This window comes from Micromonospora sp. NPDC057141 (assembly GCF_042670805.1).
Taxonomy (GTDB): domain Bacteria; phylum Actinomycetota; class Actinomycetes; order Mycobacteriales; family Micromonosporaceae; genus Micromonospora.
This window is the reverse complement of sequence record NZ_JBHUVA010000085.1, coordinates 1-26,077: the sequence shown is the minus strand read 5'-3', so window position 1 is coordinate 26,077 and position 26,077 is coordinate 1. Positions and strand designations below refer to the sequence as shown.

General features: G+C 74.5%; 18 protein-coding genes and 1 pseudogene. 12 read left to right on the top strand and 7 right to left on the bottom strand.

Annotated elements, in window-relative coordinates; translation table 11 throughout:
* Positions 1–96: 96 nt before the first annotated feature.
* Positions 97–948 (bottom strand): GNAT family N-acetyltransferase, encoded by an 852-nt coding sequence (locus ACFT41_RS27955; protein ID WP_377588483.1) that lies wholly within the window; start codon positions 946–948, stop codon positions 97–99.
* A gap of 144 nt (positions 949–1,092) precedes the next feature.
* On the opposite strand from ACFT41_RS27955, the gene gltB reads away from it, so the two are divergent.
* Both gltB and ACFT41_RS27945 read left to right on the top strand, forming a co-directional pair.
* Entirely contained in the window at positions 1,093–5,787 is a 4,695-nt protein-coding gene (gltB, locus tag ACFT41_RS27950) for a glutamate synthase large subunit (protein WP_377588482.1), read from the top strand.
* On the top strand, positions 5,780–7,285 hold the full coding sequence (locus ACFT41_RS27945) for a glutamate synthase subunit beta (protein WP_377588481.1): 1,506 nt from the start codon (positions 5,780–5,782) through the stop codon (positions 7,283–7,285). The genes gltB and ACFT41_RS27945 overlap by 8 nt, the downstream gene beginning before the upstream one ends.
* A gap of 307 nt (positions 7,286–7,592) precedes the next feature.
* On the opposite strand, the gene ACFT41_RS27940 is transcribed toward ACFT41_RS27945, so the two are convergent.
* The gene (locus ACFT41_RS27940; protein ID WP_377588480.1) at positions 7,593–9,155 is read right to left on the bottom strand and encodes a M1 family metallopeptidase; all 1,563 of its coding nucleotides are present in this window, start codon (positions 9,153–9,155) and stop codon (positions 7,593–7,595) included.
* 197 nt (positions 9,156–9,352) lie between these two features.
* On the opposite strand from ACFT41_RS27940, the gene ACFT41_RS27935 reads away from it, so the two are divergent.
* From ACFT41_RS27935 to ACFT41_RS27925, 3 genes are all read left to right on the top strand, one after another.
* On the top strand, positions 9,353–10,189 hold the full coding sequence (locus tag ACFT41_RS27935) for an SGNH/GDSL hydrolase family protein (protein ID WP_377588479.1): 837 nt from the start codon (positions 9,353–9,355) through the stop codon (positions 10,187–10,189).
* Positions 10,190–10,282: 93 nt separating this feature from the next.
* Complete coding sequence (locus ACFT41_RS27930; protein ID WP_377588478.1) at positions 10,283–12,862, top strand: FtsK/SpoIIIE domain-containing protein; 2,580 nt, start codon at positions 10,283–10,285, stop codon at positions 12,860–12,862.
* A 3-nt stretch (positions 12,863–12,865) separates the two neighbouring features.
* The gene (locus ACFT41_RS27925; RefSeq protein WP_377614032.1) at positions 12,866–13,645 is read left to right on the top strand and encodes a hypothetical protein; all 780 of its coding nucleotides are present in this window, start codon (positions 12,866–12,868) and stop codon (positions 13,643–13,645) included.
* Positions 13,646–13,688: 43 nt separating this feature from the next.
* On the opposite strand, the pseudogene ACFT41_RS27920 reads toward ACFT41_RS27925, so the two are convergent.
* Positions 13,689–13,793, bottom strand: a pseudogene (locus tag ACFT41_RS27920) (FAD-binding oxidoreductase); the annotation flags it as partial.
* A 32-nt stretch (positions 13,794–13,825) separates the two neighbouring features.
* On the opposite strand from ACFT41_RS27920, the gene ACFT41_RS27915 reads away from it, so the two are divergent.
* On the top strand, positions 13,826–14,107 hold the full coding sequence (locus tag ACFT41_RS27915) for a hypothetical protein (RefSeq protein ID WP_377588476.1): 282 nt from the start codon (positions 13,826–13,828) through the stop codon (positions 14,105–14,107).
* A complete protein-coding gene (locus ACFT41_RS27910; protein WP_377588475.1) occupies positions 14,028–15,041 on the top strand; it encodes a BPSS1187 family protein in 1,014 nt (337 codons plus the stop codon). The genes ACFT41_RS27915 and ACFT41_RS27910 overlap by 80 nt, the downstream gene beginning before the upstream one ends.
* A 487-nt stretch (positions 15,042–15,528) precedes the next feature.
* Here ACFT41_RS27910 and ACFT41_RS27905 read toward each other — a convergent pair whose 3' ends face one another.
* Complete coding sequence (locus tag ACFT41_RS27905; protein ID WP_377588474.1) at positions 15,529–16,401, bottom strand: aldo/keto reductase; 873 nt, start codon at positions 16,399–16,401, stop codon at positions 15,529–15,531.
* Positions 16,402–16,467: 66 nt separating this feature from the next.
* Positions 16,468–18,072, bottom strand: coding sequence for a GMC family oxidoreductase (locus ACFT41_RS27900; protein ID WP_377588473.1), 1,605 nt, complete (start codon positions 18,070–18,072; stop codon positions 16,468–16,470).
* Between the two features lie 171 nt (positions 18,073–18,243).
* On the opposite strand from ACFT41_RS27900, the gene ACFT41_RS27895 reads away from it, so the two are divergent.
* The 3 genes from ACFT41_RS27895 to ACFT41_RS27885 all read left to right on the top strand — a co-directional run bounded on the left by ACFT41_RS27895 (position 18,244) and on the right by ACFT41_RS27885 (position 21,217).
* Positions 18,244–18,600, top strand: a complete 357-nt coding sequence (locus ACFT41_RS27895; RefSeq protein ID WP_377588485.1) for a YciI family protein — start codon at positions 18,244–18,246, stop codon at positions 18,598–18,600.
* Between the two features lie 287 nt (positions 18,601–18,887).
* Entirely contained in the window at positions 18,888–20,336 is a 1,449-nt protein-coding gene (pyk, locus tag ACFT41_RS27890) for a pyruvate kinase (protein ID WP_377588472.1), read from the top strand.
* The gene (locus tag ACFT41_RS27885; RefSeq protein WP_377588471.1) at positions 20,333–21,217 is read left to right on the top strand and encodes an acyl-CoA thioesterase; all 885 of its coding nucleotides are present in this window, start codon (positions 20,333–20,335) and stop codon (positions 21,215–21,217) included. Before pyk ends, ACFT41_RS27885 begins: the two co-directional genes overlap by 4 nt.
* 21 nt (positions 21,218–21,238) lie before the next feature.
* Here ACFT41_RS27885 and ACFT41_RS27880 read toward each other — a convergent pair whose 3' ends face one another.
* Positions 21,239–23,026, bottom strand: a complete 1,788-nt coding sequence (locus ACFT41_RS27880) for a substrate-binding domain-containing protein (protein WP_377588470.1) — start codon at positions 23,024–23,026, stop codon at positions 21,239–21,241.
* Positions 23,023–24,297 (bottom strand): protein kinase, encoded by a 1,275-nt coding sequence (locus ACFT41_RS27875; RefSeq protein WP_377588469.1) that lies wholly within the window; start codon positions 24,295–24,297, stop codon positions 23,023–23,025. Before ACFT41_RS27875 ends, ACFT41_RS27880 begins: the two co-directional genes overlap by 4 nt.
* A gap of 225 nt (positions 24,298–24,522) precedes the next feature.
* On the opposite strand from ACFT41_RS27875, the gene ACFT41_RS27870 reads away from it, so the two are divergent.
* Together ACFT41_RS27870 and ACFT41_RS27865 are read left to right on the top strand one after the other, a co-directional pair.
* Positions 24,523–24,993 carry an RrF2 family transcriptional regulator gene (locus ACFT41_RS27870; protein ID WP_377588468.1) on the top strand — a complete coding sequence of 157 codons (471 nt, stop codon included), beginning with the start codon at positions 24,523–24,525 and terminating at the stop codon, positions 24,991–24,993.
* Between the two features lie 120 nt (positions 24,994–25,113).
* Positions 25,114–26,049, top strand: a complete 936-nt coding sequence (locus tag ACFT41_RS27865) for a sulfite exporter TauE/SafE family protein (protein ID WP_377588484.1) — start codon at positions 25,114–25,116, stop codon at positions 26,047–26,049.
* Positions 26,050–26,077: the final 28 nt, after the last annotated feature.

The following is a 26,077-nucleotide window of genomic DNA, read 5'->3' as shown; positions in this document are numbered from 1 at the left end:
ACATGGCGGTATCCGGCCGCCCGGATACCGCCATGTCGCCGACATCGCGGACCTGGCAGCCCCGGCTGGCCCGGCGGCCCCGGCGGGCGGCCCGGGTCAGATGATCGCGGCGGGCTCGGCGATGCAGGCGGTGCCGATCCGGCGGAAGCCGACCCGGACGTAGACGCGGGCGATGTCCTCGCTGCCGGCGGAGAGGAAGACCAGGTCGGTGCCGGCGGCGCGCAGCGCGTGGGCGAGGGTGGCGGTGACCGCCGCGCCGAGCCCCCGGCGGCGGGCGGCCGGCAGGGTGGCCACCCCGGCGATCTCGGCGGTGTCGCCGACCCGCATCGCCATGCCGCTGGCCAGCGCTCCCTCGCCGGGTGCCTCGGCGAGCGCGGACAGCCGCCGGCCGTCGGCGGTGCGCGACCGTTCCTCCTCCAGCGTCGCCACGTCCAACTCGGTGACCGCTGCGTCCCGTTGCGCCGGGCCGGCCTCGCCCCGGGTCGTGCCGGCGGCGGCGAAGCCCACGGCGGCGACCGCCCGCCGGGCGGCCACGTCGGCGGCGAGGCGCGGCGACGCCGCGTCCAGCAGGCGTACCGGCACGTCGGTGAAGCTGCCCGGGTCGGCCAGGGCGGCCGGGTCGAGGACCATCAGCGGAGCCTCCAGCACGGTCAGCCCCGCCGCGCGGGCCACCGCGAGCAGGTCCGGGGTGCGCTCGTGCACCCACTCGAAAGCCTCCGGCAGGCCCAGCTCGCGCTGCCGCTGGCGTACGGTGGTGAGGTCGGCCACGGACGGCGGCCCGGCGGTGTCGAGGCGGGGACGTGCATAGAAGGGCCATCCCGCCCCTTCCCGGACGAACAGGACCAGGGGGCCGTGCTCCTCCGCACGGGCGACGTCGCGGGGCACGGCGTCGTAGAACCGCTCCAACCGGTCGAACGTCACAGTCGTCTCAGCGCGTACGTGATCCACCGCGCGAGACTACCTTCCCAGGATGTGGAAGTGTGATCAATCTGAACTGGCCTTGCGCGCCTACCCCTAACGTAGACTCAATAGACCCATAAGGGCCGACGTCGTCCCGACCATGATCCAACCTGAGTGACGACAGGAGGCCCGGTGGCCTTTCCGTACCCTCTCAGCCAGCAGTCGGCCCCGCCCGCGGCCGGGCTGTACGACCCCGCGCACGAGCACGACGCGTGCGGGGTGGCGTTCGTGGCGGACCTGTACGGCCGGCGCTCCCACTCGGTCGTCGCCAACGGTCTCGGCGCGCTGCTCCGGCTGGACCACCGGGGCGCCCGGGGCGCGGAGCACAACACCGGCGACGGCGCGGGCATCATGATCCAGGTGCCGGACGCGTTCCTGCGCGCGGTGGTCGACTTCCCCCTGCCGCCCGCCGGCGAGTACGCCACGGGCCTGGTCTTCCTGCCGACCGACGACGACGGCGAGGCCCGCGCCCGCCGGGTCCTGGAGAAGTACGCCCTGGTCGAGGGCGCCGACGTCCTCGGCTGGCGGGACGTGCCCACCGACCCGAGCGGCCTCGGCGAGACCGCCCTCGCGGCGATGCCCCGGGTGCGGCAGGTCTTCCTGGCGGCCCGCCGGCTCACCGACACCCCCGCCGGCCCGGCCGGCTCCCCGCTGTCCGGCCTCGACCTGGACCGGGTGGCGTTCTGCGTACGCAAGCAGGCCGAGCGGGAGACCGCCGAGCGGGGCGTGCCGGCCTACTTCCCGTCGCTGTCCTGCCGGACCGTGGTGTTCAAGGGGATGCTCACCCCCGACCAGCTTCCCGAGTTCTTCCCCGACCTGACCGACGGGCGGGTCGACAGCGCCATCGCGCTGGTGCACTCCCGGTTCTCCACCAACACGTTCCCGTCGTGGCCGCTGGCCCACCCGTACCGGATCATCGCCCACAACGGTGAGATCAACACGATCCGCGGCAACCGCAACTGGATGCAGGCCCGCGAGGCCCTGCTGCGCAGCTCCAACCTGCCCGGCAACATCCGCCGGGTCTTCCCCGTCTGCACCCCGGCCGCCTCCGACTCGGCGAACTTCGACGAGGTCCTGGAGCTGCTGCACCTGGCCGGCCGCAGCCTGCCGCACGCGGTGCTGATGATGATCCCCGAGGCGTGGGAGAACGACCCCGACATGCGCGCCGACAAGCGCGCCTTCTACCGGTTCCACGCGAGCCTCATGGAGCCGTGGGACGGGCCGGCGTCGGTCGCGTTCACCGACGGCGAGATCGTCGGGGCGGTGCTGGACCGCAACGGGCTGCGCCCGGGGCGCTGGTGGCGCACCGCCGACGGCCTGGTGGTGCTCGGCAGCGAGGCGGGCGTGCTCGACCTCGACCCGGCCACCGTGGTCGCCAAGGGGCGGCTCCAGCCGGGCCGGATGTTCCTGGTCGACACCGTCGCCGGCCGGATCGTCTCCGACGACGAGATCAAGACCGAGCTGGCCGCCGCCCAGCCCTACGGGGAGTGGCTGCACGCCGGGCTGATCGACCTGGGCGACCTGCCGCCGCGCGAGCACATCGTCTACACCCACGACTCGGTGCGCCGCCGCCAGCAGACCTTCGGCTACACGGAGGAGGAGCTGAAGATCCTCCTCGCCCCGATGGCCCGCACCGGCGTCGAGCCGCTCGGCTCGATGGGCACCGACACCCCCATCGCCCCGCTGTCGACCCGGCCGCGGCTGCTCTACGACTACTTCCACCAGCTCTTCGCCCAGGTCACCAACCCGCCGCTGGACGCCATCCGCGAGGAGCTGGTGACCAGCCTCCAGCACACCATCGGCGCGGAGGGCAACCTGCTCGATCCGGGCCCGGCGAGCTGCCGGCAGATCGTGCTGCCCGGTCCGGTGATCGACAACGACGAGCTGGCCAAGATCCTCTCCATCGACGAGGACGGCGACCTGCCCGGCTTCAAGGCCGTGCGGGTCTCCGGGCTCTACCGGATCCGCGACGGCGGGGCCGGGATCAAGGCCCGGCTCACCGAGATCTGCCGGCACGTCTCCGAGGCGATCGAGGACGGCGTACGCATCCTGGTGCTCTCCGACCGCGACTCCAACGCCGACCTCGCCCCGATCCCGTCGCTGCTGCTCACCGCCGCCGTGCACCAGCACCTGGTGCGCGAGCAGACCCGCACCCAGGTGGCGCTGGTCGTCGAGTCCGGCGACTGCCGGGAGGTGCACCACGCGGCCGTGCTGATCGGCTACGGCGCGGCGGCCGTCAACCCGTACCTGGCCTTCGAGTCGGTCGAGGACCTGATCGCCACCGGCAGCCTGACCGGCGTCGACCCGGCGAAGGCGGTGCGCAACTACGTCAAGGGGCTCGGCAAGGGCGTCCTGAAGATCATGTCCAAGATGGGCATCTCGACCGTGTCGTCGTACTGCGGGGCGCAGGTCTTCGAGGCCGTCGGCCTGGACGCCCGCCTCGTCGAGCGTTACTTCCGGGGCACCCCCAGCACGATCGGTGGGGTCGACCTGCACGGCGTCCACGCCGAGGTGGCGGCCCGGCACTCGCTGGCCTGGCCGGCGCCGGGCGCGGTGGGGTCCGACCGGCTGGAGGTCGGCGGGGAATACCAGTGGCGCCGCGAGGGCGAGCTGCACCTGTTCAACCCGGAGACGGTCTTCCTGCTCCAGCACGCCACCCGCAGCCGCCAGTACGACGTCTTCCGGCAGTACACGGCCAAGGTCGACGAGCTGGCCGCGAAGGCGGGGTCGCTGCGCGGGCTGTTCACCCTGCGCACCGGCGTGCGCCCGCCCGTGCCGCTGGACGAGGTCGAGCCGGTCAGCGAGATCGTCAAGCGGTTCGCCACCGGCGCGATGTCGTACGGGTCGATCTCCGCCGAGGCGCACGAGACCCTGGCCATCGCGATGAACCGCCTCGGCGGCAAGTCCAACACCGGCGAGGGCGGCGAGGACGTCGAGCGGCTGCACGACCCGGCCCGCCGCTCCGCGGTCAAGCAGATCGCCAGCGGCCGGTTCGGTGTGACCAGCGAATACCTGGTCAACGCCGACGACCTCCAGATCAAGATGGCCCAGGGCGCGAAGCCCGGCGAGGGCGGGCAGCTGCCCGGCAACAAGGTGTGGCCGTGGATCGCCCGCACCCGGCACGCCACCCCGGGCGTCGGCCTGATCTCCCCGCCGCCGCACCACGACATCTACTCGATCGAGGACCTGGCGCAGCTCGTCCACGACCTCAAGTGCGTCAACCCGGCTGCCCGGGTGCACGTCAAGCTGGTCAGCGAGACCGGCGTCGGCACCGTCGCGGCCGGCGTCGCGAAGCTCAAGGCCGACGTCATCCTCATCTCCGGCCACGACGGCGGCACCGGCGCGTCCCCGCTCAACTCGCTCAAGCACGCCGGCACCCCGTGGGAGCTGGGCCTGGCCGAGGCGCAGCAGACCCTGCTGCTCAACAGGCTGCGCGACCGGGTCACCGTGCAGGTCGACGGCCAGCTCAAGACGGGCCGGGACGTGCTGGTCGCGGCGCTGCTCGGCGCGGAGGAGTTCGGCTTCGCCACCGCCCCGCTCATCGTCGAGGGCTGCGTGATGATGCGGGTCTGCCACCTCGACACCTGCCCCGTCGGCATCGCCACCCAGAACCCGGTGCTGCGCGAGCGGTTCACCGGCCGGCCGGAGTTCGTGGAGAACTTCTTCCTCTTCCTCGCCGAGGAGGTCCGGGGCTATCTTGCCGAGCTGGGCCTGCGCTCGATCGAGGAGGCGATCGGGCAGACCGAGCTGCTCGACGTCGTACCGGCCATCCACCACTGGAAGGCCCACGGCCTCGACCTCGGTCGCGTCCTGCACCTGCCGGCGCTGCCGGCCGGCGCAGCCCGGCGCGGCGTCCGGGCCCAGGACCACGGCCTCGAGCTGGCGCTGGACAACGAGCTGATCGCGCTGGCCCAGCCGGCGCTCACCGACGGCACGCCGGTGCGGGTCGAGGTGGCGGTGCGCAACGAGCACCGCAGCGTCGGCGCGATGCTCGGCGGCGAGGTCACCCGCCGCTTCGGCGGGGCCGGCCTGCCAGGAGACACCATCGAGTTCCTGCTGCGCGGCACCGCCGGGCAGTCCTTCGGCGCGTTCCTGCCGAGCGGGGTCACGCTGCGGCTGCACGGCGACGCCAACGACTACGTCGGTAAGGGGCTCTCCGGCGGCCGGCTCGTCGTCCGCCCGGACACCGCCGCCCCGTTCGTCGACGGCGAGGCCGCGCCGGGGGAGCGGGCCGAGGACCAGATCATCGCCGGCAACACCATCCTGTACGGGGCCACGGCCGGCGAGGTCTTCCTGCGCGGCCGGGTCGGCGAGCGCTTCGCGGTGCGCAACTCCGGCGCGGTGGCGGTCGTCGAGGGCGTCGGCGACCACGGCTGCGAGTACATGACCGGCGGCACGGTGGTGGTGCTCGGTGCGACCGGGCGCAACTTCGCCGCCGGCATGTCCGGCGGCACCGCCTACGTGTGGCACCTCGACGAGCGGCGGGTCAACACCGAGCTGGTCGACCTGTCCCCGCTGCGCGACGAGGAACGCGACCGGGTGCACGAGCTGGTGCACCGGCACTTCGCCGAGACCGGCTCGGCGGTCGCCGAGTCGCTGCTGAAGCGCTGGCCGGACGCGGCGGAGGAGTTCACCGCGGTGGTGCCCCGGGACTACCGCCGGGTGCTGGAGATCATGCGGGCCGCCGAAGCCGCCGGCCGTGACGTCGACGACGCGGTGATGAGCGCGCTGGCGGCGACAGCCGCCCCGGTGATGCCGGCGGCGCCGTCCGATGCGTCCGTGCCGCCCGCCACGCGGGTGGTCGCCCAGGAGGTGGCTCGTGCCTGACCCGAACGGTTTCCTGCGCTACGACCGGCGGCTGCCCGCGCGCCGGCCGGTGCCGGTGCGGATCTCCGACTGGCGGGAGGTGTACCCGCCGGCCGGCGAGGCGCTGATCCGCGAGCAGGCCACCCGCTGCATGGACTGCGGCATCCCGTTCTGCCACGACGGCTGCCCGCTGGGCAACCGCATCCCGGACTGGAACGACCTGGTCCGCACCGGCGGCTGGGACGCCGCGGTGGAGTCGCTGCACGCCACCAACAACTTCCCCGAGTTCACCGGCCGGCTCTGCCCGGCGCCCTGCGAGGCCGCGTGCGTGCTCGGCATCGGCGGCGGGCAGCCGGTGACCATCAAGCAGGTCGAGGTGGAGATCGCCGACGCGGCGGCCCGGGGCGGCCTCGAGCCGCGTCCGGCGGCCGCGCCGACCGGCCGGTCGGTCGCCGTGGTCGGCTCCGGGCCCGCCGGCCTGGCCGCCGCCCAGCAGCTCGCCCGCGCCGGCCACACCGTGACGGTGTACGAGCGCGACGACGCGATCGGCGGCCTGCTCCGGTACGGCATCCCCGACTTCAAACTGGAGAAGCAGCACATCGACCTGCGGCTGGCCCAGCTGGCGGCCGAGGGCGTCGCGTTCCGCACCGGCGTGAACGTCGGCGTCGACGTGACCGCCGCGCAGCTGCGCGAGGCGCACGACGCGGTGCTGCTCGCCTGCGGCGCGTTGCAGGGCCGGGACACCCCGGAAACCCCGGGGCGGGCGCTGCGCGGCGTGCACCAGGCGATGACGCACCTGGTCGCCGCGAACCGGGTGGTCGCCGCAGCCGGGGAGGGAAAGCCCGCCCTCGCGGTGCTGCCCGACGGCACCCCGATCGACGCCGCCGGCAAGCACGTGGTGATCATCGGCGGCGGCGACACCGCTGCGGACTGCCTCGGCGTGGCCCACCGGCAGGGCGCAGCCGGCGTACACCAGCTCGACCTGTACCCCGAGCCGCCGCACGCCCGCGACGCCGAGCGCGACCCGTGGCCGACCTGGCCGTGGATCCTGCGCAGCTACCCGGCGCACGAGGAGGGCGGCGACCGGGTGTTCGCCGCCGCCGTGCAGGAGTTCGTCGACGACGGCACCGGCCAGGTGCGCGCCGTACGCATCGCCGAGGTGACCGTCTCCAAGCGCGCCGGCCGGCGGATCGTCACGGCGCTGCCCGGCTCGGAGCGGGAGCTGCCGGCGGACCTGGTGCTGCTGGCGATCGGCTTCGAGGGCACCGAGCAGCAGCCGCTGCTGGCGCAGTTCGGGGTGGCCCGCAACGCCCGGGGCGCGATCGACGCCCGGCCGGACTGGCAGACCGACGCCGACGGCGTCTTCGTCGCCGGGGACATGCACCGGGGCGCGTCGCTGATCGTCTGGGCGATCGCCGAGGGGCGGGCGGCGGCGGCGGCGATCCACTCCTACCTGGGCGGGGTGGGCGAGCTGCCTGCCCCGGTCGACCCGGCGCGGCAGCCCCTCGTCGCCCGCTGACGAGTCCCGCTTGTCGGGCCGGGACTTCGTGTCCCGGCCCGGTCGGCTCGTTTCCGGTCGGGTGGCGTCCGCTCGCCACCGAAGACTCCTCGCGGTGCCTAGGGAGCTGCCCCGGACGTGCGCCCAGCGCCGGTTGCCGGTCGCCGGCGGTTGCGGGTTGCCGGCGGTTGCCGATCGCCATCGGGTGTCGGTCGCGGGTCGGGTGTCGGTCGCTGCCGCCAGCCGGTAGCACAAGCGGGGCAGCTGCCTAGGGCGTCGAGGCCGGCACCGCAGCGAGGAATGCGGAGCGGGGCGGGCGGCCGACCGGTCAGTGCGCGAGCAGCTCGTGGGCCTCGCGGATCTTGGCCCACGACTTCGGCCGGACGGGCGCGGTGGCGGCGCGAGCGCCCGGTGCGCCGGCCGCCGAGGCGTCCTGCGTCAGCCCCGGGCGGCCCTTGGTGAACAGCCAGGTGGTGAACAGGTCGTCGAGGTCCTTGCCGGAGAGCTGCTCGGCGAGGGCCTGGAACTGCTCGATGGTCCCGTTGCCGTGGCGGTGCGCGGCGGTCCACGCCGGCAGGATGCGGAAGAACACCTCGTCGCCGACGGCCAGCCGGAGCTGGTGCAGGGTCATCGCGCCCCGGTCGTAGACCGCGCCGTCGAAAAGGTCTGCCGCGCCCGGGTCGCCGGGCCGGACCTGCCAGAACTCGTCGTCGGCCGGATAGCTGGCGTACGTGAAGTCGAACCACTCCTGCGCGGTGCCCTCGCCCTGCTCCTCCGACCAGAGCCACTCGGCGTAGCTGGCGAAGCCCTCGTTGAGCCAGATGTCGCTCCAGTCCGCGACCGAGACCGAGTCGCCGAACCACTGGTGGGCGTTCTCGTGCACGACCACGTAGGTGTTCGACCCGCGCCGCCAGAAGCCCGGCCCGTACACCGAGCGGGTCTGCGTCTCCAGCGCGAAGCCGATGCCGTCGACCGGGCCGGCGACGCCGCCCTGCGCCTCGAACGGGTACGGCCCGAAGATCCCACTCTCCCAGTCGACGATCTCGGCGGTGCGTTCGATGCTGGCCCGCGCGGCCGGCCCGAGCGCGCCCAGCGTGGTGCTGTAGGCGTTGACGACCGGCTGCCCGTTCGGCGCGGTGTCGGTGACGATGTCGTACTGCCCGATGGCGAGGAACGCCAGGTACGTCGCGCCCGGCGTGGCGCTGCGCCAGCCCCAGCGCGTGCGGTTGCCGGGCTCGGCCAGCGGTGGCCGGGGCTGCACCCCGTTGCTGACCACCTCGACGCCGGTCGGCACCGACACGGAGACGTCCCAGGTGGCCTTGTCGAGGGGGTGGTCGTTGCTCGGATACCACCACCAGGCCGACTCGGGCTCGTTGACGGCCATCGCCCCGTCGGCCGTCCTGGTCCAGCCGGTCCAGCCGTCGACGCGGGTCTGCGACGGCACGCCCGCGTACTGCACCACGATGGTGAGGGACTGGCCCGCGACGATCGGGCGGGGTGCGGTGATCACCAGCTCGTGGGCGCCCTCCCGGGCGAAGGTGGCCGACCAGCCGTTGACCTTCACCGATTCGACGCCGAGCACGAAGTCCAGGTTGAACCGGGACAGGTCCTGGGTGGCCCGGGCGAGGATCGTGGCGGTGCCGGAGAGCAGGTCGGTGGCGGGCTCGTAGCGCAGCCGGACGTCGTAGTGGTCGACGTCGTACCCGCCGTTGCCGTAGTCGGGGAAGTAGCTGTCGCCCAGGCCAGGGCTGCCGGGGGTGGGCGCGGCCTGGGCGGCCGGCGGTCGGCCCCAGCCCGATCGGGCGGCGGCGTGGCCGGGGGTGCCGGCCGCGACCGCGCCGGTGGTGGAGACGGTCAGGGCGGCGATGGCCGCCGCGAGAACGCGTCGCACGGGGTGGACTCCCTCCGTTGGGGTGTACGTCGGCAAATTTAATCGACGGATGTGAACGGTTGTGTCCCGCGCGGGCGGCCCGCGCCCTATTCCGTCGATGGAGATGTTTCGATATCATTACCGACCAGTAACCACCACCCCTGGGCCACGCGCGCGGTTCCGAGGATCCACCACCCCTGCCCCCGCGGAGGTTCCCCATGCCCCACCGCCCGCTGGCCCGTGCCCTGACCGCGCTGGCCGCCCTGCTCGCCGCGACCCTCGGCGCGGCGGCCGTCCCCGGCGTCGCCCAGGCCGCCCAAGCCGCCCGCGCCGCGCAGGCCGCCCCGGCCGCCGCCGCAGTCAACTACGTGGCGCTGGGCGACTCGTACTCCTCCGGCGTCGGCGCTGGGCCGTACGACCTGTCCACCTGCCTGCGCAGCGAGAAGTCGTACGCCCCGCTCTGGGCCGCCGCCCACCAGGTCGCCAGCTTCTCGTTCCCCGCCTGCGGCGGCGCGGTCACCGCCGACGTCATCAACAAGCAGGTGGGCGCGCTGAGCGCCAGCACCACCCTGGTCACCATCACCATCGGCGGAAACGACGCCGGCTTCGTCGACGTCATCACGAGCTGCCGCTTCGGCAGCACCGGCACCTGCGAGGGCGCGGTCGACGAGGCGAAGACGTTCGCCACCACCGAGCTGCCCGGCCGGCTCGACCGCACCTACGCCGCGATCCGCGAGAAGGCCCCCAACGCCCGGCTCGTCGTGCTCGGCTACCCGCGACTGTTCGAGACGACCTCCTGCGGCGCGCTGGCGATGAGCACCTACAAGCGGACCATCATCAACGAGGCCGCCGACCTGCTCGCCTCGATCACCGCCGGCCGGGCCGCTGCGGCCGGGGCCACCTTCGCCGACGCCCGCCCCTACTTCGCCGGGCACGGCATCTGCGCCGCCGCGCCGTGGATCCGCGACGTCACCGGCGTCATCGAGGCGTACCACCCGAACGCCGACGGCTACCGGCTGGGCTACCTGCCGGCGCTCGACGCCGTCACCGGCTGACCCCGCGCCGTCGCGGCGGACTGTCCGACGCCGCCACCCGTCCGTTAGGGTTCGCTGGATCAGACGGCCATCGCGCGTGGGGGGCAGCAGAGGGTGGGCAGGCTCGCGTCGGCGTACGGTCAGGCGGTCGCCGCCCATCGGCAGGCCCGCGAGCGGCTCGACCGGGCCCGGCGGCCACTCGGCGCGCCCGGCCCGGCCGCGCCGACCGCCGCCGACGTCGTCGCCCGGCTGGCCACCGTCGGCGGGCGGCTCGCCGCCCCCGCCCCCGGCGTCACCGCGCTGACCGATGCGCCCGCCCCGATCCGCGTCGGCGAGGCGACCACCCTGGACGGTGGCTTCCCCGTGCTCGTCCCGCTCGGCGGCGGCTGCCACCTCACCGTCGACGCCGACGCCCGCGACCCGCGCGTCGGTGAGCTGCTGCGCGCGGTGGTGCTGCGGCTGCTCGCCACCGCCCCGCCCGGCACGGTCCGGGTCGCCGGGATCGACACGGTGGCCTTCGGGGCCACCTTCCTGCCGCTGCGCCCGCTGCTTGACGCCGGGGTGCTCGCCCCGACCGCCACCACCGCCGCCGAGGTCGCCGCGCTGCTCGACGAGGCCGAGCGGCACGCCCGGGCCGCCCAGGAGGCCGCCCCGGCCGCCCGCGAGCTGCTGGTGCTGGTGGCCGCCGCGTCGCCCGGCCCCCGCGAGCTGGCCCGGCTCGCCGCGCTCACCCACGCCGGGGCGTCCGCCGCGGTCTGCGTGCTGCTCGCCGGCCACCGCAGCGCCGCCGCGCACCAGAGCACCACCGGCCAGCAGGGCGCCGCCGGGTCCGCCGCGCCGCCGCCCGGCGCGGCCACCGCGCTGCGCCTGATGCAGCGGTACGCCCACGTCGGCGACCCGCCCGGGCACCCGTTCAGCGCCGACGGCTCGGGGCTGGCCGCCCCCGTCGTTCTCGACGGTGACCTGCCCCCGGCCACCGTGGCCGCCCTCGCCGCGCACCTCGCCCCGGCCGCCCGCCGCGACGCCCCGCCCGCCTTCGCCGACCTGCTGCCGGCCCGCCGCTGGGTGGCGGCCAGCGCCGCCGGGTTGTCCACCGTGGTCGGCCGGGCCGGGCGGCAGCCGGTCACCGTCGCTTTCGACGACGCCACCCCGCACTGGCTGGTCGCCGGCCGCACCGGCGCCGGCAAGACGGTGTTCCTGCTCGACGCCCTCTACGGGCTGGCCGCCCGCTACGCCCCCGACCAGCTCCAGCTCTGGCTGCTCGACTTCAAGGAGGGTGTGAGCTTCACCGAGTTCGTGCCCACCGAGCGGGACCCGTCGTGGCTGCCGCACGCCCGCGTCGTCGGCATCGAGAGCGACCGGGAGTACGGCCTGGCCGTGCTGCGGGAGCTGCGCCGGGAGCTGAACCGGCGGGCGACCGTCCTCAAGCGGCACGGCGTCACCAAGCTCGCCGACCTGCCCCGCGACGCGGCGGTGCCCCGGATCGTGGCCGTCGTCGACGAGTTCCAGGTGCTGCTCGCCGGCACCGATGCCGTCGCCCGGGAGGCCGTCGCCCTGCTGGAGGAGTTGGCCCGCAAGGGCCGCTCGTACGGGGTGCACCTGGTGCTGGCCAGCCAGGCCACCGCCGGCATCGAGTCGTTGTACGGCCGCGCCGAGGCGATCTTCGGGCAGTTCCCGCTGCGGGTGGCCCTGCCTGGCGGCGGGGGAGTGCTCGACGCGCTCAACACCGCCGCCGACGCGCTGCCGATCGGCGCGGCCGTGCTCAACACCGCCGCCGGGGCGACCGGGGCCGACACCGTGGTCCGCTTCCCCGACGCGTACGCGGCCCGCGACGAACTCGCCCGGCTGCGCCACGAGCTGTGGCGCGACCGCCCGGCCGGGTCCGCCGGGCCCACCGTCTTCCGGGGGTACGATCCGGCGCGGCCGGACGACGATCCGGCCCTCGCCGCCCTGCGCCCCGGCGACGGGCCCCCGGTCGCCCTGGTGGGCCGGGTCGTCGACGTGGCGGGCAGCCCCGCCTCGTTCGCCCTCGACGCCACCCCGGGCCGGCACCTGGCCGTGGTCGGCACCTCGACCGTCGGCGCGGAGGTGCTGCGGGCCGCCGCGCTGGGCCTCGCCCGGCAGCATGCCCCCGGCGGGGCCCGGTTCCTGCTCGCCGGGCTGGTCGCCGCCGTCGACCCGGTGGCCGACGCCACCGCCGCCGCGCTCGCCGCCGCCGGCCACCCGGTGGAGCGGCTCGACCCGGTCGGCCTGCGCGATCGGATCGCCACCCTCGCCGCCGGCCCACCCACCACCGATCGGCCCGCGCCCGGCCGCACCTACCTGGTGGTCTTCGGCGCGGACGCGGCCTCGGCCGCCCTCGCCGGCACCGACCCGACCACGTTCCGCTCCGGCCTGGACGACCTGCGCGCCCTGCTGCGCGGGGGCCCGGGCCACGGGGTGCACCTGCTGGGCTGGTGGCGGGGGCTGCGCCGGCTCGCCGACGACCTCGGCGGGGCGCACCACCGCGACGACGTCGCCTGTATGGTCGCGTTGAACGTCCCCGGCGGGGAGCTGGGGCTGCACCTGGGCGAGCACGACCTCGCCTACACCCCGCGCCCCGACCGGGCGCTGCTGGTGGACCGGCACGACCAGCGCACCCGGCTGATCGTGCCGTTCACCGGGCCGGGGCACGAGCGGGACGAGGAGCGCTGAGCCGTGGCCACCTTCGCCGAGTACGCCGCCCTGGCCCGGCAGCTCGCCGACCAGCGTCGCGAGACCGACCGGGACGCCGCCGCCGAGGACCGCCGCCGCTCCGCCCTGCGCGGGACGCTCGACCAGCTCACCCGACGCCTCGACGCCCAGTCCCACCGCCTCGACCAGCTCGGCCGGGCCGCCGGCGTCACCGCCGAACCGGAACCCGCCGCAGGCGAGCGCCCCGCGCCGCCGGCAGCTACCCCGCCGGCAGCCACCCCGCCGGGGCGGCCGGGTGTCGGGGCGTACCCCCCGGGTGCGACGACGACCGGCGCGGTGCTGGTGGTGCCGGCGGCGGGCGGGGTGCCCGCGCCCCGGGCCGGGGGGGTCGACCCGGGCGCGGAGCTGGCCGAGGCCCGGCGGCTCGCCGACGAGGCGGACCGGCTGATCGGGGTCACGGAGGCGGTCGGCCGTCGGCCGCCGCTGCTGCCGGCGTGGTCGCCGCTGGCGCGGGCCCTGGCCGTGTATGCGGCGTGCGCGGCGGCCGGCGTCGCGCTGTCGGTGGTGCTGCTGGGCGTCGCCGGAGTGGTGGCCAGCGCCGGGGCCGTCTACGTGGCGACCTGCGGCGTGCTGCCCGTGCTCTGTTTCGTCGCCGGATACCTGGTGCTCGGCCGGTGGGGGCGGCCGGCGCTGGGCGCGGACGGGCCGCCGCCCCGGTTCGTGCCGCTCGGCTTCGTGACCTGCGTGCTGCTCATGCCGTTGGCCTACTGCGGCTACCTGGTGCTGTTCCGCCTGCTGCGCTGAGGCCAGCCGTCGCTGTTCGACGTCGGCCGCCGCTGGGCGGAGGTCAGCCGTCCAGGGCGAGGCGGGCCACCTCGGCGGCGTACCCCCAGGACAGGGTGACCCCCGCGCCGCCGTGCCCGTACGCGTGCACCAGCCGGCCCCAGGCCGGGGGCGACCGTCGACCGGCTCTCCGGCGCCGGGATGCTCGACTCGTCGAACGTGGTGATCTCGACGATCCAACGGCTGGGCGGGGCGCTGAGCGGGACCGAGCTGCCCGACGTCGACGTCGACGATCGGGCGTACGACGGCTACGACCTCGACGAACCGGCGGAGGTCGGCTACGACCGCGACGAGCCGCCGGCCCTCGATGTGGTGAATCGCACTTTGGTGATAGGATTCTGCCATGAAGAGGTCAGCTGCCGTCTTCGTGGCGATTGTCGCACTCGCAGTCTCCTCGCCGCCTGCGGCCTTCGCCTTCGCTGACGGCCAGGCGAACAACGGGTCCGGAGCGTCGATCAGAACCGAGCAGGGTCCCAGGATCGACACATCGGTACCGGCGCTGCACTTTCGCACCATCAGGCCAGACGAGGTCGACTCGCCCGAAGCCCCGGCCGACGACTTCATCGCGGACCAGTTCGCGACGTTGGACACGCGAGCCGAGCGGATGCAGGGACGCTTGGTGGTCTTCCTTGCCGGAGCGACCTCGCCACCGGATCGGACAATGACGGAGTACCTCGCGTCGTTGGGATTCCACGTGCTGGCACCGCACTACTCCAACGCCTACGGCATACCGACCATTTGTCCGCAGGATCCTGACCCGGACTGTCATCGACTCGGGCGCCAGGAGGCGTTCGAGGGGACCGACCTGAGCCCGTTCATCGACATCACTCGCGGCAACTCCATTGAGGAGCGGGTGACGCGCATGCTGAAGTTCCTCGTCACCGATATGCCGGAAGGCGACTGGGGCTTCTTCCTGGACGGGGACCTGCCCCGGTGGGACCGGATCACCATCTCCGGCACCTCGCACGGTGCGAGCACGTCGGGGCTCATCGGCATGATCCGTAGGACCGAACGCGTCGTGATGCTGTCCGGCCCGTCGGACAACATCGACGGCCAACCGGCCGCGTGGACCCACCGGACGCCGCTGACCCCGATCGAACGATTCTTCGGCTTCAGCCACACCGCCGACGCGCAACTCCCCGACCACCTACGGGACTTCGAGGCCATGGGTCTACTCGGCACGCCGACCAGCGTTGACGGTGCGACGCCACCGTTCGGAGGATCTCACCGGTTGACCACCTCGGCGGACAGCACCAACGGTCACGTCTCCACCAAGGCCGGCGCCGCATCTCCGCAGAACCCCGACGGCACCTTCCTGTTCGATCCGGTCTGGCGGTCGATCTACGGCGTCTGCTGATCAGCCGGAGCCGTGTCGTCGGCGTAGGGCAGCGGCCGGCATACCTGGTCCCGGTGCTGGGAAAACGCGGTTCTTGTTCTGCCGCGTATGGTCCACGGCGATACAGCGACGAGGAGCCCCGATCTGGACGCCGGATCGGGGCTCCTCGTGTTGTGGGTGGGATGGTGGACGAGCGCGACTTCTGATGATCTTCAGGTTCTCTCGGCGAGATGATCAGTTCAGGAGTCGTGCTCGTGTCGGTATCGTCCCCGCCACGGTCGTGCGGATCGGCGATCCGGTTCTCGTCGACGGCCCGCAGCAGACGACCCGGCAGCGCCTCCGGGTCGGCGCGCTCGGGTCAGGAAACCGATCGCGTCGAGGTCGTCGGTGGTCAGCATGTCTTCGGTTGGCACCGGCGCATCCGGGGAGGCTCGGAGGCGGGGCCCGGCCAGGCTAGCGCCATCCGGCGGCGGACGCCCGTCGGCGCACGGCGGAGTCGCGGCGGAGCTCAGGTGGCCTTCGCGAGGGCCGCGTACTCGTCGTCGGTGAGCCGCACCCGCGCGGCGGCCACGTTCTCCTCCAGGTGCGCCACCGACGACGTACCCGGAATGGGGAGCACGACCGGCGAGCGCCGCAACAGCCAGGCGAGCGCGAGCTGCGCGGGCGTCGCGCCGTGCTTGGTGGAGATCGCGTCCAGCGGGCCGCCCGGCTTCGCCAGGTTGCCGGTGGCGATCGGGAACCACGGGATGAAGGCCAGGTCGTTGCGCTCGCAGTGGTCCAGCACGTCCTCGGCGCTGCGGTCGGCCAGGTTGTAGAGGTTCTGCACCGACACGATCGGGGTGATCTGGCGGGCCTGCTCGATCTGCGCGACGGTCACCTCGGACAGCCCGATGTGCCGGATCTTGCCCTCCTGTTTGAGCAGCGCCAGCTCGCCGAGCTGGTCGGCCAGCGGCACCAACGCGTCGATGCGGTGCAGCTGGTAGAGCCCGATGGCCTCCAGGCCCAGGTGGCGCAGGCTCAGCTCGCACTGCTGGCGCAGGTATTCCGGCCGGCCCACCGGCCGCCAGTCGCCCGGCCCGGAGCGGGTCAGCCCCGCCTTGGTCGCGATGACCAGGTCGTCGGCGTACGGGTGCAGCGCTTCCTTGATCAGCAGCTCGGAGACGAACGGCCCGTACGAGTCGGCGGTGTCGATGAACGTCACGCCCAGCTCGTACGCCCGGCGCAGCACCCGCACCGCCTCCGCCGGGTCCCTCGGGTCGCCCCACACGCCCGGCCCGGTGAGCTGCATCGCCCCGTAGCCGAGCCGGTCGACCCGGAGGTCACCGCCGATCCGGTACGTGCCGGAGACCTTCGCGGGCTGCCCGCCAGCGTCGTCACCCATGAGTCGAACCCCAATCCTGTCTGCGTCGTCCGGTCGATTGTGCTCCCCTACCCCGGCTGCCCGGAGTCAGTCGGCCAGGATCAGGTCGGCCGCCCGCCAGGCCAGCGCCAGCACCGGCGCGTTGAGGTAGCCGGACACCAGCACCGGCAGCACCGAGGCGTCCACCACCCGCAGCGCGTCGACGCCGCGCACCCGCAGCCGGGCATCGACGACGTGCTCGTCGGAGGGGCCCATGCCGCAGGTGCCGACCGCGTGGTAGCCGCAGTAGCCAAGCGCCAGCGCAGCCTCGACGATCTCCCGGTCGCCGCGTACGGCCGGGCCGGGCACCGTCTCGGCGGCGATCCGCCCGGCGATCGGCGCGGTGGCGAACAGCTCCCGCATCCGGCGGAACGCGTCCACGGCGACCCGCCGGTCGTGCCCGGTGGCGAAGTAGTTGGCCACGATCCGCGGCGGCGTGCCCGGGTCGGCCGAGACGATGGCCAGGTGGCCCTCGCTGTCCGGCCGGGTGACCGTGCACAGCCCCATCATCCCCGCCTCGGTCTCCAGCTCCAGCGCGTGGCCGGGCCGGGGCGGGGCAGCCGAGAACGGCGCGACGAGCAGCTGGGCGTCCGGGTGGTCGACCTCCGGCGTGGACCGGATGTGCGCCCCCACGTCGTGCACCGGCAGGCTCAGCGGCCCCCGCCGGGTCAGCGCGTACCGCAGCCCGGCCAGGCCCTGCCCGAGCAGGCTGCCCAGCATGTGGTTGTAGCCGCCGTCGCCGATCAGCCGGAACTGCGCCGGCATCGACCGGTGCTCGCGCAGCCCGAGGCCCACCCGGGGCCGGTCGAGCAGCACCTCGACGCCGGCCCGGTGCAGCGTGTCGGCGGGGCCGATGCCCGACACCTGCAACAGCTGCGGGCTGGCGATCGCCCCGGCGGCGAGGATCACCTGCGCCGAGGCGGCGTAGTCGACGGTGTGGCCGCCGCTGACGGCCCGTACGCCGACCGCCCGGCCGGCGTGCACGAGGACCCGCCGCACGGCCGTGTCCACCGCGACGGTCAGGTTCGGCCGGTCCCGCACCGGGTGCAGGAACGCGTCGGCGGCGCTGACCCGGCGGCCGTCGCGGATCGTCGCCGTGACGTAGCCGATCCGCTCGTCCTCGGTGGCGTTGAGGTCGTCGGCCCGGCGCCAGCCCAGCGCCTCCCCGGCGGCGATCACGTCCTCGCAGAGCCCGTCGGTGCCGGTCGCCGAGGACAGCCGCAGCGGCCCGCCGGCCCCGCGCGTGGGCGACTCGCCCAGCGGATGGTCCTCCAGCCGCTTGAAGACCGGCAGCATGGTGTCCCACCCCCAGCCCGGGTTGCCGAGGCGTTCCAGCCCGTCCCAGTCGAGGCGGTCGCCCCGGCCGTGGACCATGCCGTTGACGGAGCTGGACCCGCCGACCAGCCGGCCGCGCTGCCACACCTCCCGCCGCCCCGGCGTCGCCTCGGCCGGGTAGTGCCAGGCGGTACGCCGGTCGTCCATCAGCCTGCTGAACGCCTTCGGGATGCGCACGAACGGGCTGCGGTCCCACCCGCCCGCCTCGACCAGCAGCACCCGGGTCGCCGGATCCGCGCTGAGCCGGTGGGCCAGCACGCACCCGGCCGCGCCCGCGCCCACCACGACGTAGTCGAACTCCTCCACGCGACCCCTCACTCACCACCGGTTACGAGAAACCATTCAGAAGGTAGTGGCTTGATCACCGAGGGGGAAGGGGCTGTTTGCGCCGAGCGGCCCCGGCGGCGGGCCGGCGCGTGCGAGGCTGGCCGGGGCGGGTCCGCGGGCGGGGCGCGGGCCGGCAGCGGGGGAGGGGACGCCGTGACCGGGATGCCGCAGCTCGACTTCGCGCTCGACACGTACGAGTGCATCGTGCTCTACCCGGGCCCGTCGGGGCGGGCCCTGCCCGACGAGACGGTCCAGCGGTTGCAGGCCGAGCACACGGAGCACATGCGCGCGTTGCAGCGGCGGGGGATCGTCCTGGTCGCCGGGTCGATCGACGGCCCCGGGCGCGAGTCCGACCCGCCGATCGGCTTCGGCCTGGCCCGCACCGGCTCCGTGGACGACGTGCGCAGCGTCATGGAGGCCGACCCGGCGGTGCAGGCGGGGCTCTACGCCGTCGACGTGATGACGTTCCTCTGCCCGGCCGGCTCGGTGGAGTTCCCCCTCGCCCGGACGCAGAGCTGACCCCTCGCCGTCGAGGACCGGCGGCGTTGTCGTGATCGTGACGGCGGTCATTGGCCGCCCGCTGCTAGCGTCAGCCACGACGGCGGGGAGCGCGCCCATGGGAGGTGACGCCGGGCGGTAGGATTCCCGGCGCGCGGTCGCCGATGCCCGCCGCACACGACGACTCCGGACGATGCCTCCGGTGCGGTTCCGCCCGCCGGCTGCGCGGGTGCGACGCGTCGTTGGACAACTGTTCGCAGTCCGAAAGGGGTCGGCCCGCAGACCGACCCGGAGGAGAGACTAGCCTGATGGGCGTGACACGCCGCGCGAAGATCGTCTGCACCCTTGGCCCCGCCACCGCGTCACCGGAGCGCATCCGGGGGCTCGTCGAGGCGGGCATGAACGTGGCGAGGCTCAACTTCAGCCACGGCAGCCACGCGGACCACGAGGCGGTCAACCGGCTCGTCCGCGAGGCCTCCGACGCCGCCGGCCGGCCGGTGGCGGTGCTCGCCGACCTCCAGGGCCCGAAGATCCGGCTCGGCCGGTTCGCCGACGGCCCGCACGAGTGGCGCACCGGCGACTCGGTCGTGATCACCGGGGACGACGTCCTCGGCACGAAGGACCGGGTCTCCTGCACCTACCGCAAGCTGCCGCAGGAGGTGAAGGCCGGCGACCGGCTGCTCATCGACGACGGTCGGGTGGCCGTCGAGGTCAGCGAGGTGGTCGGCAACGACATCCGCTGCCTGGTCACCGAGGGCGGCCCGGTCTCCAACAACAAGGGCGTGTCGCTGCCGAACGTGGCGGTCAGCGTCCCGGCCCTGTCCGAGAAGGACGCCGAGGACCTGCGCTTCGCCCTCGGCCTGGGCGTCGACATGATCGCGCTGTCCTTCGTCCGCTCGGCGGAGGACATCAAGCTCGTCCACAGCATCATGGACGAGGAGGGCGTCCGCCGCCCGGTGCTGGCCAAGGTCGAGAAGCCGGAGGCGGTCGACCACCTGGAGGCGATCGTGCTGGCCTTCGACGGCGTCATGGTCGCCCGTGGCGACCTCGGCGTCGAGCTGCCGCTGGACCAGGTCCCCCTGGTGCAGAAGCGCGCCGTGCAGCTGTGCCGGGAGAACGCCAAGCCGGTCATCGTGGCGACCCAGATGCTCGACTCCATGATCGAGAATTCGCGGCCGACCCGCGCCGAGGCCTCCGACGTGGCCAACGCGGTGCTCGACGGCGCGGACGCGGTGATGCTCTCCGGCGAGACCAGCGTCGGAAAATACCCGGTGCTCACGGTCAGCACCATGGCCAAGATCATCACGACGACCGAGGCCGGCTCGATCGGGGTGCCCCGGCTCCAGCACGACCCGCGCACCCACGGCGGGGCGCTCACCGTCGCCGCGTCGTCGATCGCCCGGGCCATCGGGGCGAAGGCCCTGGTGGCCTTCTCGCAGACCGGCGACACCGTCAAGCGGCTCAGCCGGCTGCACTGCGACCTGCCGCTGTGGGCGTTCACCCCGGTGCCCGAGGTGCGCAGCCAGCTGGCCCTCTGCTGGGGCGTCGAGACGTTCCTGATGCCGTTCGTCGAGCACACCGACGACATGTTCCGCCAGGTCGACCAGGCGCTGCTCGGCCTCGACCGGGCCAACCCCGGCGACTACGTGGTCATCGTCGCCGGCAGCCCGCCCGGCACCCCGGGCTCCACCAACACCCTGCGGGTGCACCAGCTCGGCTCGCTGGTCGACGCGGCGTCCGCGCGGGCGTTGCAGTGACCGACGGGGCGACCGTCGGCCAGGCGGCCGTCGACCAGCTGCTGGAGGTCCTCGACCTCGCACACACCGGCGCGATGACCTTCCGGGGGATGAGCCCCCCGGTCGGCCCGCAACGGGTGTACGGCGGCCAGGTCGCCGGTCAGGCCCTGGTCGCCGCCGGCCGCACGGTCGCCCCCGAACGGTTCGTCCACTCCCTGCACGGCTACTTCGTCCGCCCCGGCGATCCGGCCGAGCCGATCGAATACCAGGTGGAGAACATCCGCGACGGCCGGTCGTTCTCCGTGCGCCGGTCGGTGGCGCTCCAGCACGACAAGCCGATCTTCTTCATGTCGGCGTCGTTCCAGCGGCACGAGGAGGAGGGGCTCGACCACCACGCCCCCACCCCGCCCGACGTGCCGGCACCCGGCGACGTGCCCACCATGAGCGACCGCCTCGCCCGCTATCCCGAGCGGCTCGGCATCTGGGGGCAGATCCCCCGCCCGATCGACGTGCGCTACGTCGGCGAGCCCGGCTGGGTCCGCCCCGGCGACCGCCCCGCCGACCCCCACCAGCGGGTGTGGATGCGCCTCGACGGCAAGCTCCCCGACGACCCGCTGCTGCACGCCTGCGCCCTGACGTACGCCTCCGACCTGACCCTGCTGGATTCGGTGCTGTCGGTGCACGGCGAGGTCTGGGGCCCCGGCGGCGTGGCCGGCGCGAGCCTCGACCACGCCCTGTGGTTCCACCGGCCGTTCCGGGCCGACGAGTGGTTCCTCTACGACTGCTGGAGCCCGTCGGCCTCCGGGTCCCGGGGGCTGGCCACGGGCCGGATGTTCACCACCGACGGCCGGCACATCGCCAGCGCCGTCCAGGAGGGCCTGTTGCGCCGCGTCGGCGGCTGAGGCAGGCGGCCCGGCCGCCGGTCAGAAGCTGCTGACCAGCTTCACGAACGCCTCGTCGATCGTCGCCGGGTCGGTGGCGTCGAACGCCTTGCCGGCGCTGGCCCCGGCGATCCGGTCCAGCGCGGCCAGGTCGGACTCCCGGTCGAACGCGACGCAGAAGACCTTGACCGGCCGGTCCGGGTCCAGCTCGATGTCGGCGAGCAGCCGGTCGAGGTCGTTGTCCTTCGGGTACTCGTTCCTGCCGTCGGTGAGCACCACCACCGCGTTGATCCGGTCCGGGTCGTAGTCGTCGAGCAGCCGGCGGTGCGCGGCGCGGACCGTCGCGTACAACGCGGTGTTGCCCTCGACCCTCAGCCCGGCCAGCTTGCGCTCGAACGCCTTCCGGTCGTAGGGCCCGAGCCGGACCTCCTCGCTGTACGGCCTTCCCGGCCGCTGCGGTGTCTCCGAGGAGAACGACCACAGCGCCACCCGGTCGGCGGAGTTGAGCAGGCTGACGCCCTTGCCGGCGGCCTCGGTGGCGACCTGGAAGCGGCTCCGGCCGCCGACGCCCTTCAGCATCGACCCGGAGGTGTCCACGGCGAGCAGGATGTTCGCCTTCTTGCGCAGCGTGCCCCAGCCGCGCAGGATCGCGTCGACCACCTCGGGCGCGGGCGGGTCGAAGTAGGTCAGCTGCCCGCCCGAGCCGCCCCGCACGGCCGCGACCAGCGCGTCCGACGCCCGCCGCTCGTGGTCGCGGAAGCCGAGGTCGGCGAAGCTGCGCTGCTGCGGGCCGTCCTGGAGGAAGGCCAGGAAGTCCTGGGCCGCCGCCTGCTGCGCCGGGTCGGCCGAGGGCAGCACGACGTACGGGTGGTCGAGGTTGAACGTGCCCTCGCTCGGGTGCACCGCCACCAGCGGCACCCGGGGCCTGTGGCCCGGGGTGGGGCTGAGCTGCCCCTCGTTGTACTGGTAGACCAGCTCCTCCTGCACCACGACCGCGCTCATGTCCCGGGCCCGCGCCTCGCCGGCCCCGCCCGGGTCCGCCCCGCCCAGGTCCGCCTCGGCGAGGTCGCGCAGCAGGTCCACCGAGTCGTCGCTGTAGTGCGACACGTTCGCCTCGATCCGGCGGACGAACTGGGTCACCGCCGGCCGCGCCAGGTCCGCCTTCGTCAGGTCGCTGGACCGCCGCACCGCCGCGTAGTAGGTGGCGATGGTGGCCGCCAGCCCCGACGTGGACAGGTTGGGGTTGTCCTTACCGAAGGTGAACCGGCCCCACTCGGGCCGCCCGAAGGCCGCCCAGCCGGCGTCGCCGGAGAGCCCGAGGACGTCCGCCCAGCCGAGCTTGCCGCGCTGGCGCACCAGCTCGCCCTTCTCCAGCGGCATCGCGATGACCAGCGGACTGTTGGCGATCGACGGGTACCGGTCGGGGGTCTGCGCCGCCCGGCCCGCCTGCTCGTCGAGCAACCGCAGCCGGCCCGTCCACAGCGACGACGTCGGCAGCCACACCTGCGGCGGCGGCACCGTCGGCTGCCGGCCCGACCAGTTTCCCGCCGCCAGGGCCTCCATCGCCTTGCCCGAGTTGAGCCCGTGCACGCTCACCTCGGCGCAGCGCCCGGCGAAGCGCCGGTCGGCGGCGTTGTACCGGGCCGCGAGCTGGCCGAGTAGGGCGGCCTTCTCCGTGGAGGAGTTCACCTCCAGCGCCACGCACCCCGAGCGGTCCGGGCCGGGGGCGGGCCGCACGATCACGTACGCCGCAGCGATGACCGCGAGCCCGGCGACGACGGCCACCGGGTACGGCAGCCACGGCCGGGCGGAACGCTGGCCGGCGGTCATCGGTTCCTCCAGGGGTGCGGGTCGGACGGGGACACCGGTGCTGCGCCGGGGCCCGGCTGCGCAGCGGCCTGCGGCGGGGCGGCGGCCGGCGGCAGCGCCGTGGCGACCAGCAGGCGCACGCCGTAGACAACGGCGAACGTGACCGCCCCGACGCCGGCGGCGGTGGGCACGGCGGTGGACGCGACGTATCCCACGGCAGCGCCGACCGCCCCGAGGAAGATCGCCGTCGAGATCCCCCACGGGTCGGCGTACTCCCGGCGCAGCCGCCGCGACCAGCGCTCGGGCCGCGCCCCGTGCGCCACCGGCCGGTACGCCGCCGGTCGGCCCGGCTGGTGTGCCGTCGGCGCGGGCATCGGCCAATGGGCCGCCGGGTGCGGCGGTGCCGGCTGGCGGGGGACCGGCTGGGTGGCCGCCGCGTCGGTGCCCTGTTGCAGGGCCGCCCGGATCGGCACCGGCGCGCCGCCACGCGGGCTGTGCCCCAGCAGCCGCAGCAGGATCTCGTCGGCCGGTGGCCGGGCCCGATGGTCCTTGTCCAGGCACTGTCCGACCAGCTCGGCCAGCGGGCCGGAGAGGCCGGTCAGGTCCGGCGGGTCGTGCAGCACCCGGTGCATCACCGCTGCGGCCGTGCCGGTGCCGAACGGCGGGCGGCCCGTCGCGGCGTACGCGATGGTGGCCGCCCAGGCGAACACGTCGCTGGCCGGGCCGACCTCGTCGTCGCGGAACCGCTCCGGTGCCATGTACGGTGCGGTGCCCATGATCCTGCCGGTCACCGTGCCGGTGACGTCGAGCGCCCGGGCGATGCCGAAGTCGATCACCCGGGGGCCGTCCGTGCCGAGGACCACGTTGTCCGGCTTGAGGTCGCAGTGCACCACGTCGGCCTGGTGGATCGCGGCGAGCGCGGTGGCGGTGCCCACGGCCAGCCGGTGCAGGACGTTGTCGGCGACCGGGCCCCGCTCGTGGACGTACCGGTGCAGGGTGGGGCCCTCGATGTACTCGCTCACCACGTACGGCGGGTCGTCGTCGACGTCGGCGAAGAGGATCTGGGCGGTGCAGAACGGCGCGACCCGGCGGGCGGCGTCGATCTCCTTGGCGAACCGGGACCTGGCGCGCGGGTCGGGTGGCACGGAGAGGTCGAGCATCTTGACGGCGACCAGCCGGCCCTGCCGGTCGCGGCCCAGGTAGACCACGCCCTGGCCACCCGAGCCGAGCCGACCGAGCAGCTCGTAGGGGCCGGCCCGGTCCGGATCCCGTGGACCGAGCGGAGTCGTCACCGGCATCGCTGTCGCTGCCCCCATCGCCCCTGGCGGTCCCGACCGCGCGGCTGCCTCGGCTGCCTCGGCGGTCGGCGTCGATCCGTCGACACGGGTATGGTGCCACGCCCGCGCCAGTGTCGAGACACTCCGGTCGGCCCGGCGAACGGCCCTGGCACGCCCGGTTCCCCCGTTCGGCTGAGGGCGGCGGTCCGGCCGGCATGGCGGGCGACTAACCTGACCGGCATGCGTCTCTCCGCCCGGGTCGACTACGCCCTCCGCGCGGCTGCCGAGCTGGCGGCGGTCGCCGACGGTGCGGGCGCCGCGCGGGCCCGCCCGGTGACGGCCGAGCAGATCGCCAGGTCCCAGGGGATCCCGCCGAAGTTCCTGGAGAGCATCCTGTTGCAGCTGCGCCGGGGCGGCATCGTGCACGCCCAGCGTGGCCCCGAGGGCGGATACTGGCTGGCCCGGCCCGCCGGCGACATCTCCCTCGCCGAGGTGATCCGGGTGATCGACGGGCCGCTGGCGCACGTGCGCGGGCAGCGCCCGGAGCAGCTCGGCTACCAGGGGGCCGCCCGCGCGTTGCAGGACGTGTGGATCGCCCTGCGGGCCAGCGAACGGGAGATCCTCGACCTGGTCACCGTCGCCGACGTGGCCAACGGCACCCTGCCCGAGCGGGTCAGCGCACTGGCCGCCGACCCGCGCGCCTGGAGCTGACCGCAGCCCCATCCGCCGCAGGCGTCCCAACATTTAACCGACAGGGACTTGACCCGGGGCCGCCTCGTGCCGCATTGTCGACCAAGTTGATAGGAGATGCCGAATAGTCAGGGGGCGCTCGTGCGCAAGCTGTTGGTCCTCGCCCTCGTCGGGCTCCTCGCGCAACTGGTCGACGGCTCGCTCGGCATGGCCTACGGGTTGACCTCGTCGACCCTGCTGCTGGTGGCCGGTGTCGCCCCGGCCGCAGCGTCGGCCTCGGTGCACCTGGCCGAGATCGGCACCACGCTCGCCGCCGGGGTGGCCCACTGGCGGTTCGGCAACGTCGACTGGCGGGTCGTGTCCCGCATCGCGTTCCCCGGCGCGCTGGGCGCGTTCGCCGGCGCCACCTTCCTCAGCTCGATCTCCACCGAGGCCGCAGCGCCCTGGATGGCCGCGATCCTGTTCACCCTCGGCGCGTACCTGTTGGTGCGCTTCTCCCGACCGCTGCGCGCCAACCGCGCCGCCGGGCGGCTGCGCGGGCGCTTCCTCGGCCCGCTCGGCCTGGTCGCCGGCTTCGTCGACGCCACCGGGGGCGGCGGGTGGGGCCCGGTCGCCACCCCGGCGCTGCTGGTCTCCGGCCGGATGGAACCCCGCAAGGTGATCGGCTCGGTCGACACCTCCGAGTTCGTCGTGGCCGGCGCGGCCAGCGCCGGCTTCCTGATCGGCCTCGGCACCGAGGGCTTCCTGCTGCCGACCGTCGCCGCCCTGCTGATCGGCGGCCTGATCGCCGCCCCGATCGCCGCCTGGCTGGTGCGCATCGTCCCCGCCCAGCTGCTCGGCGCGGTCATCGGTGGCGTGATCGTGCTCACCAACGCCCGCACCCTGGTCCGCGCCGGCGAGCTGCCCGGCGGTGCCCAGTGGACGGTCTACGCGCTGCTGGCCGTCGGCTGGGTCGCCGCCGTCGTCCTGGCCGTCCGCGCGCTGCGGCGCACCCGCCGCGCCCGCGCCACGGTCGAGGCGGCCCTCGCCGACCAGCCCGCGGCCGACCAGCCCGCCGCCGCCCCGGTGGCCGGCTGACCGACGCCGTGCCGGCGACGTGGGGGTG

Excerpts from the sequence above, each read along its gene's own strand:
- ACFT41_RS27935 (WP_377588479.1), top strand. The coding sequence starts at position 9,353 with ATGCCCCACCGCCCGCTGGCCCGTGCCCTGACCGCGCTGGCCGCCCTG.
- ACFT41_RS27915 (WP_377588476.1), top strand. The coding sequence starts at position 13,826 with ATGCTCGACTCGTCGAACGTGGTGATCTCGACGATCCAACGGCTGGGC.
- ACFT41_RS27910 (WP_377588475.1), top strand. The coding sequence starts at position 14,028 with ATGAAGAGGTCAGCTGCCGTCTTCGTGGCGATTGTCGCACTCGCAGTC.
- ACFT41_RS27905 (WP_377588474.1), bottom strand. The coding sequence starts at position 16,401 with ATGGGTGACGACGCTGGCGGGCAGCCCGCGAAGGTCTCCGGCACGTAC.
- ACFT41_RS27895 (WP_377588485.1), top strand. The coding sequence starts at position 18,244 with ATGCCGCAGCTCGACTTCGCGCTCGACACGTACGAGTGCATCGTGCTC.
- pyk (WP_377588472.1), top strand. The coding sequence starts at position 18,888 with ATGGGCGTGACACGCCGCGCGAAGATCGTCTGCACCCTTGGCCCCGCC.
- ACFT41_RS27880 (WP_377588470.1), bottom strand. The coding sequence starts at position 23,026 with ATGACCGCCGGCCAGCGTTCCGCCCGGCCGTGGCTGCCGTACCCGGTG.
- ACFT41_RS27870 (WP_377588468.1), top strand. The coding sequence starts at position 24,523 with ATGCGTCTCTCCGCCCGGGTCGACTACGCCCTCCGCGCGGCTGCCGAG.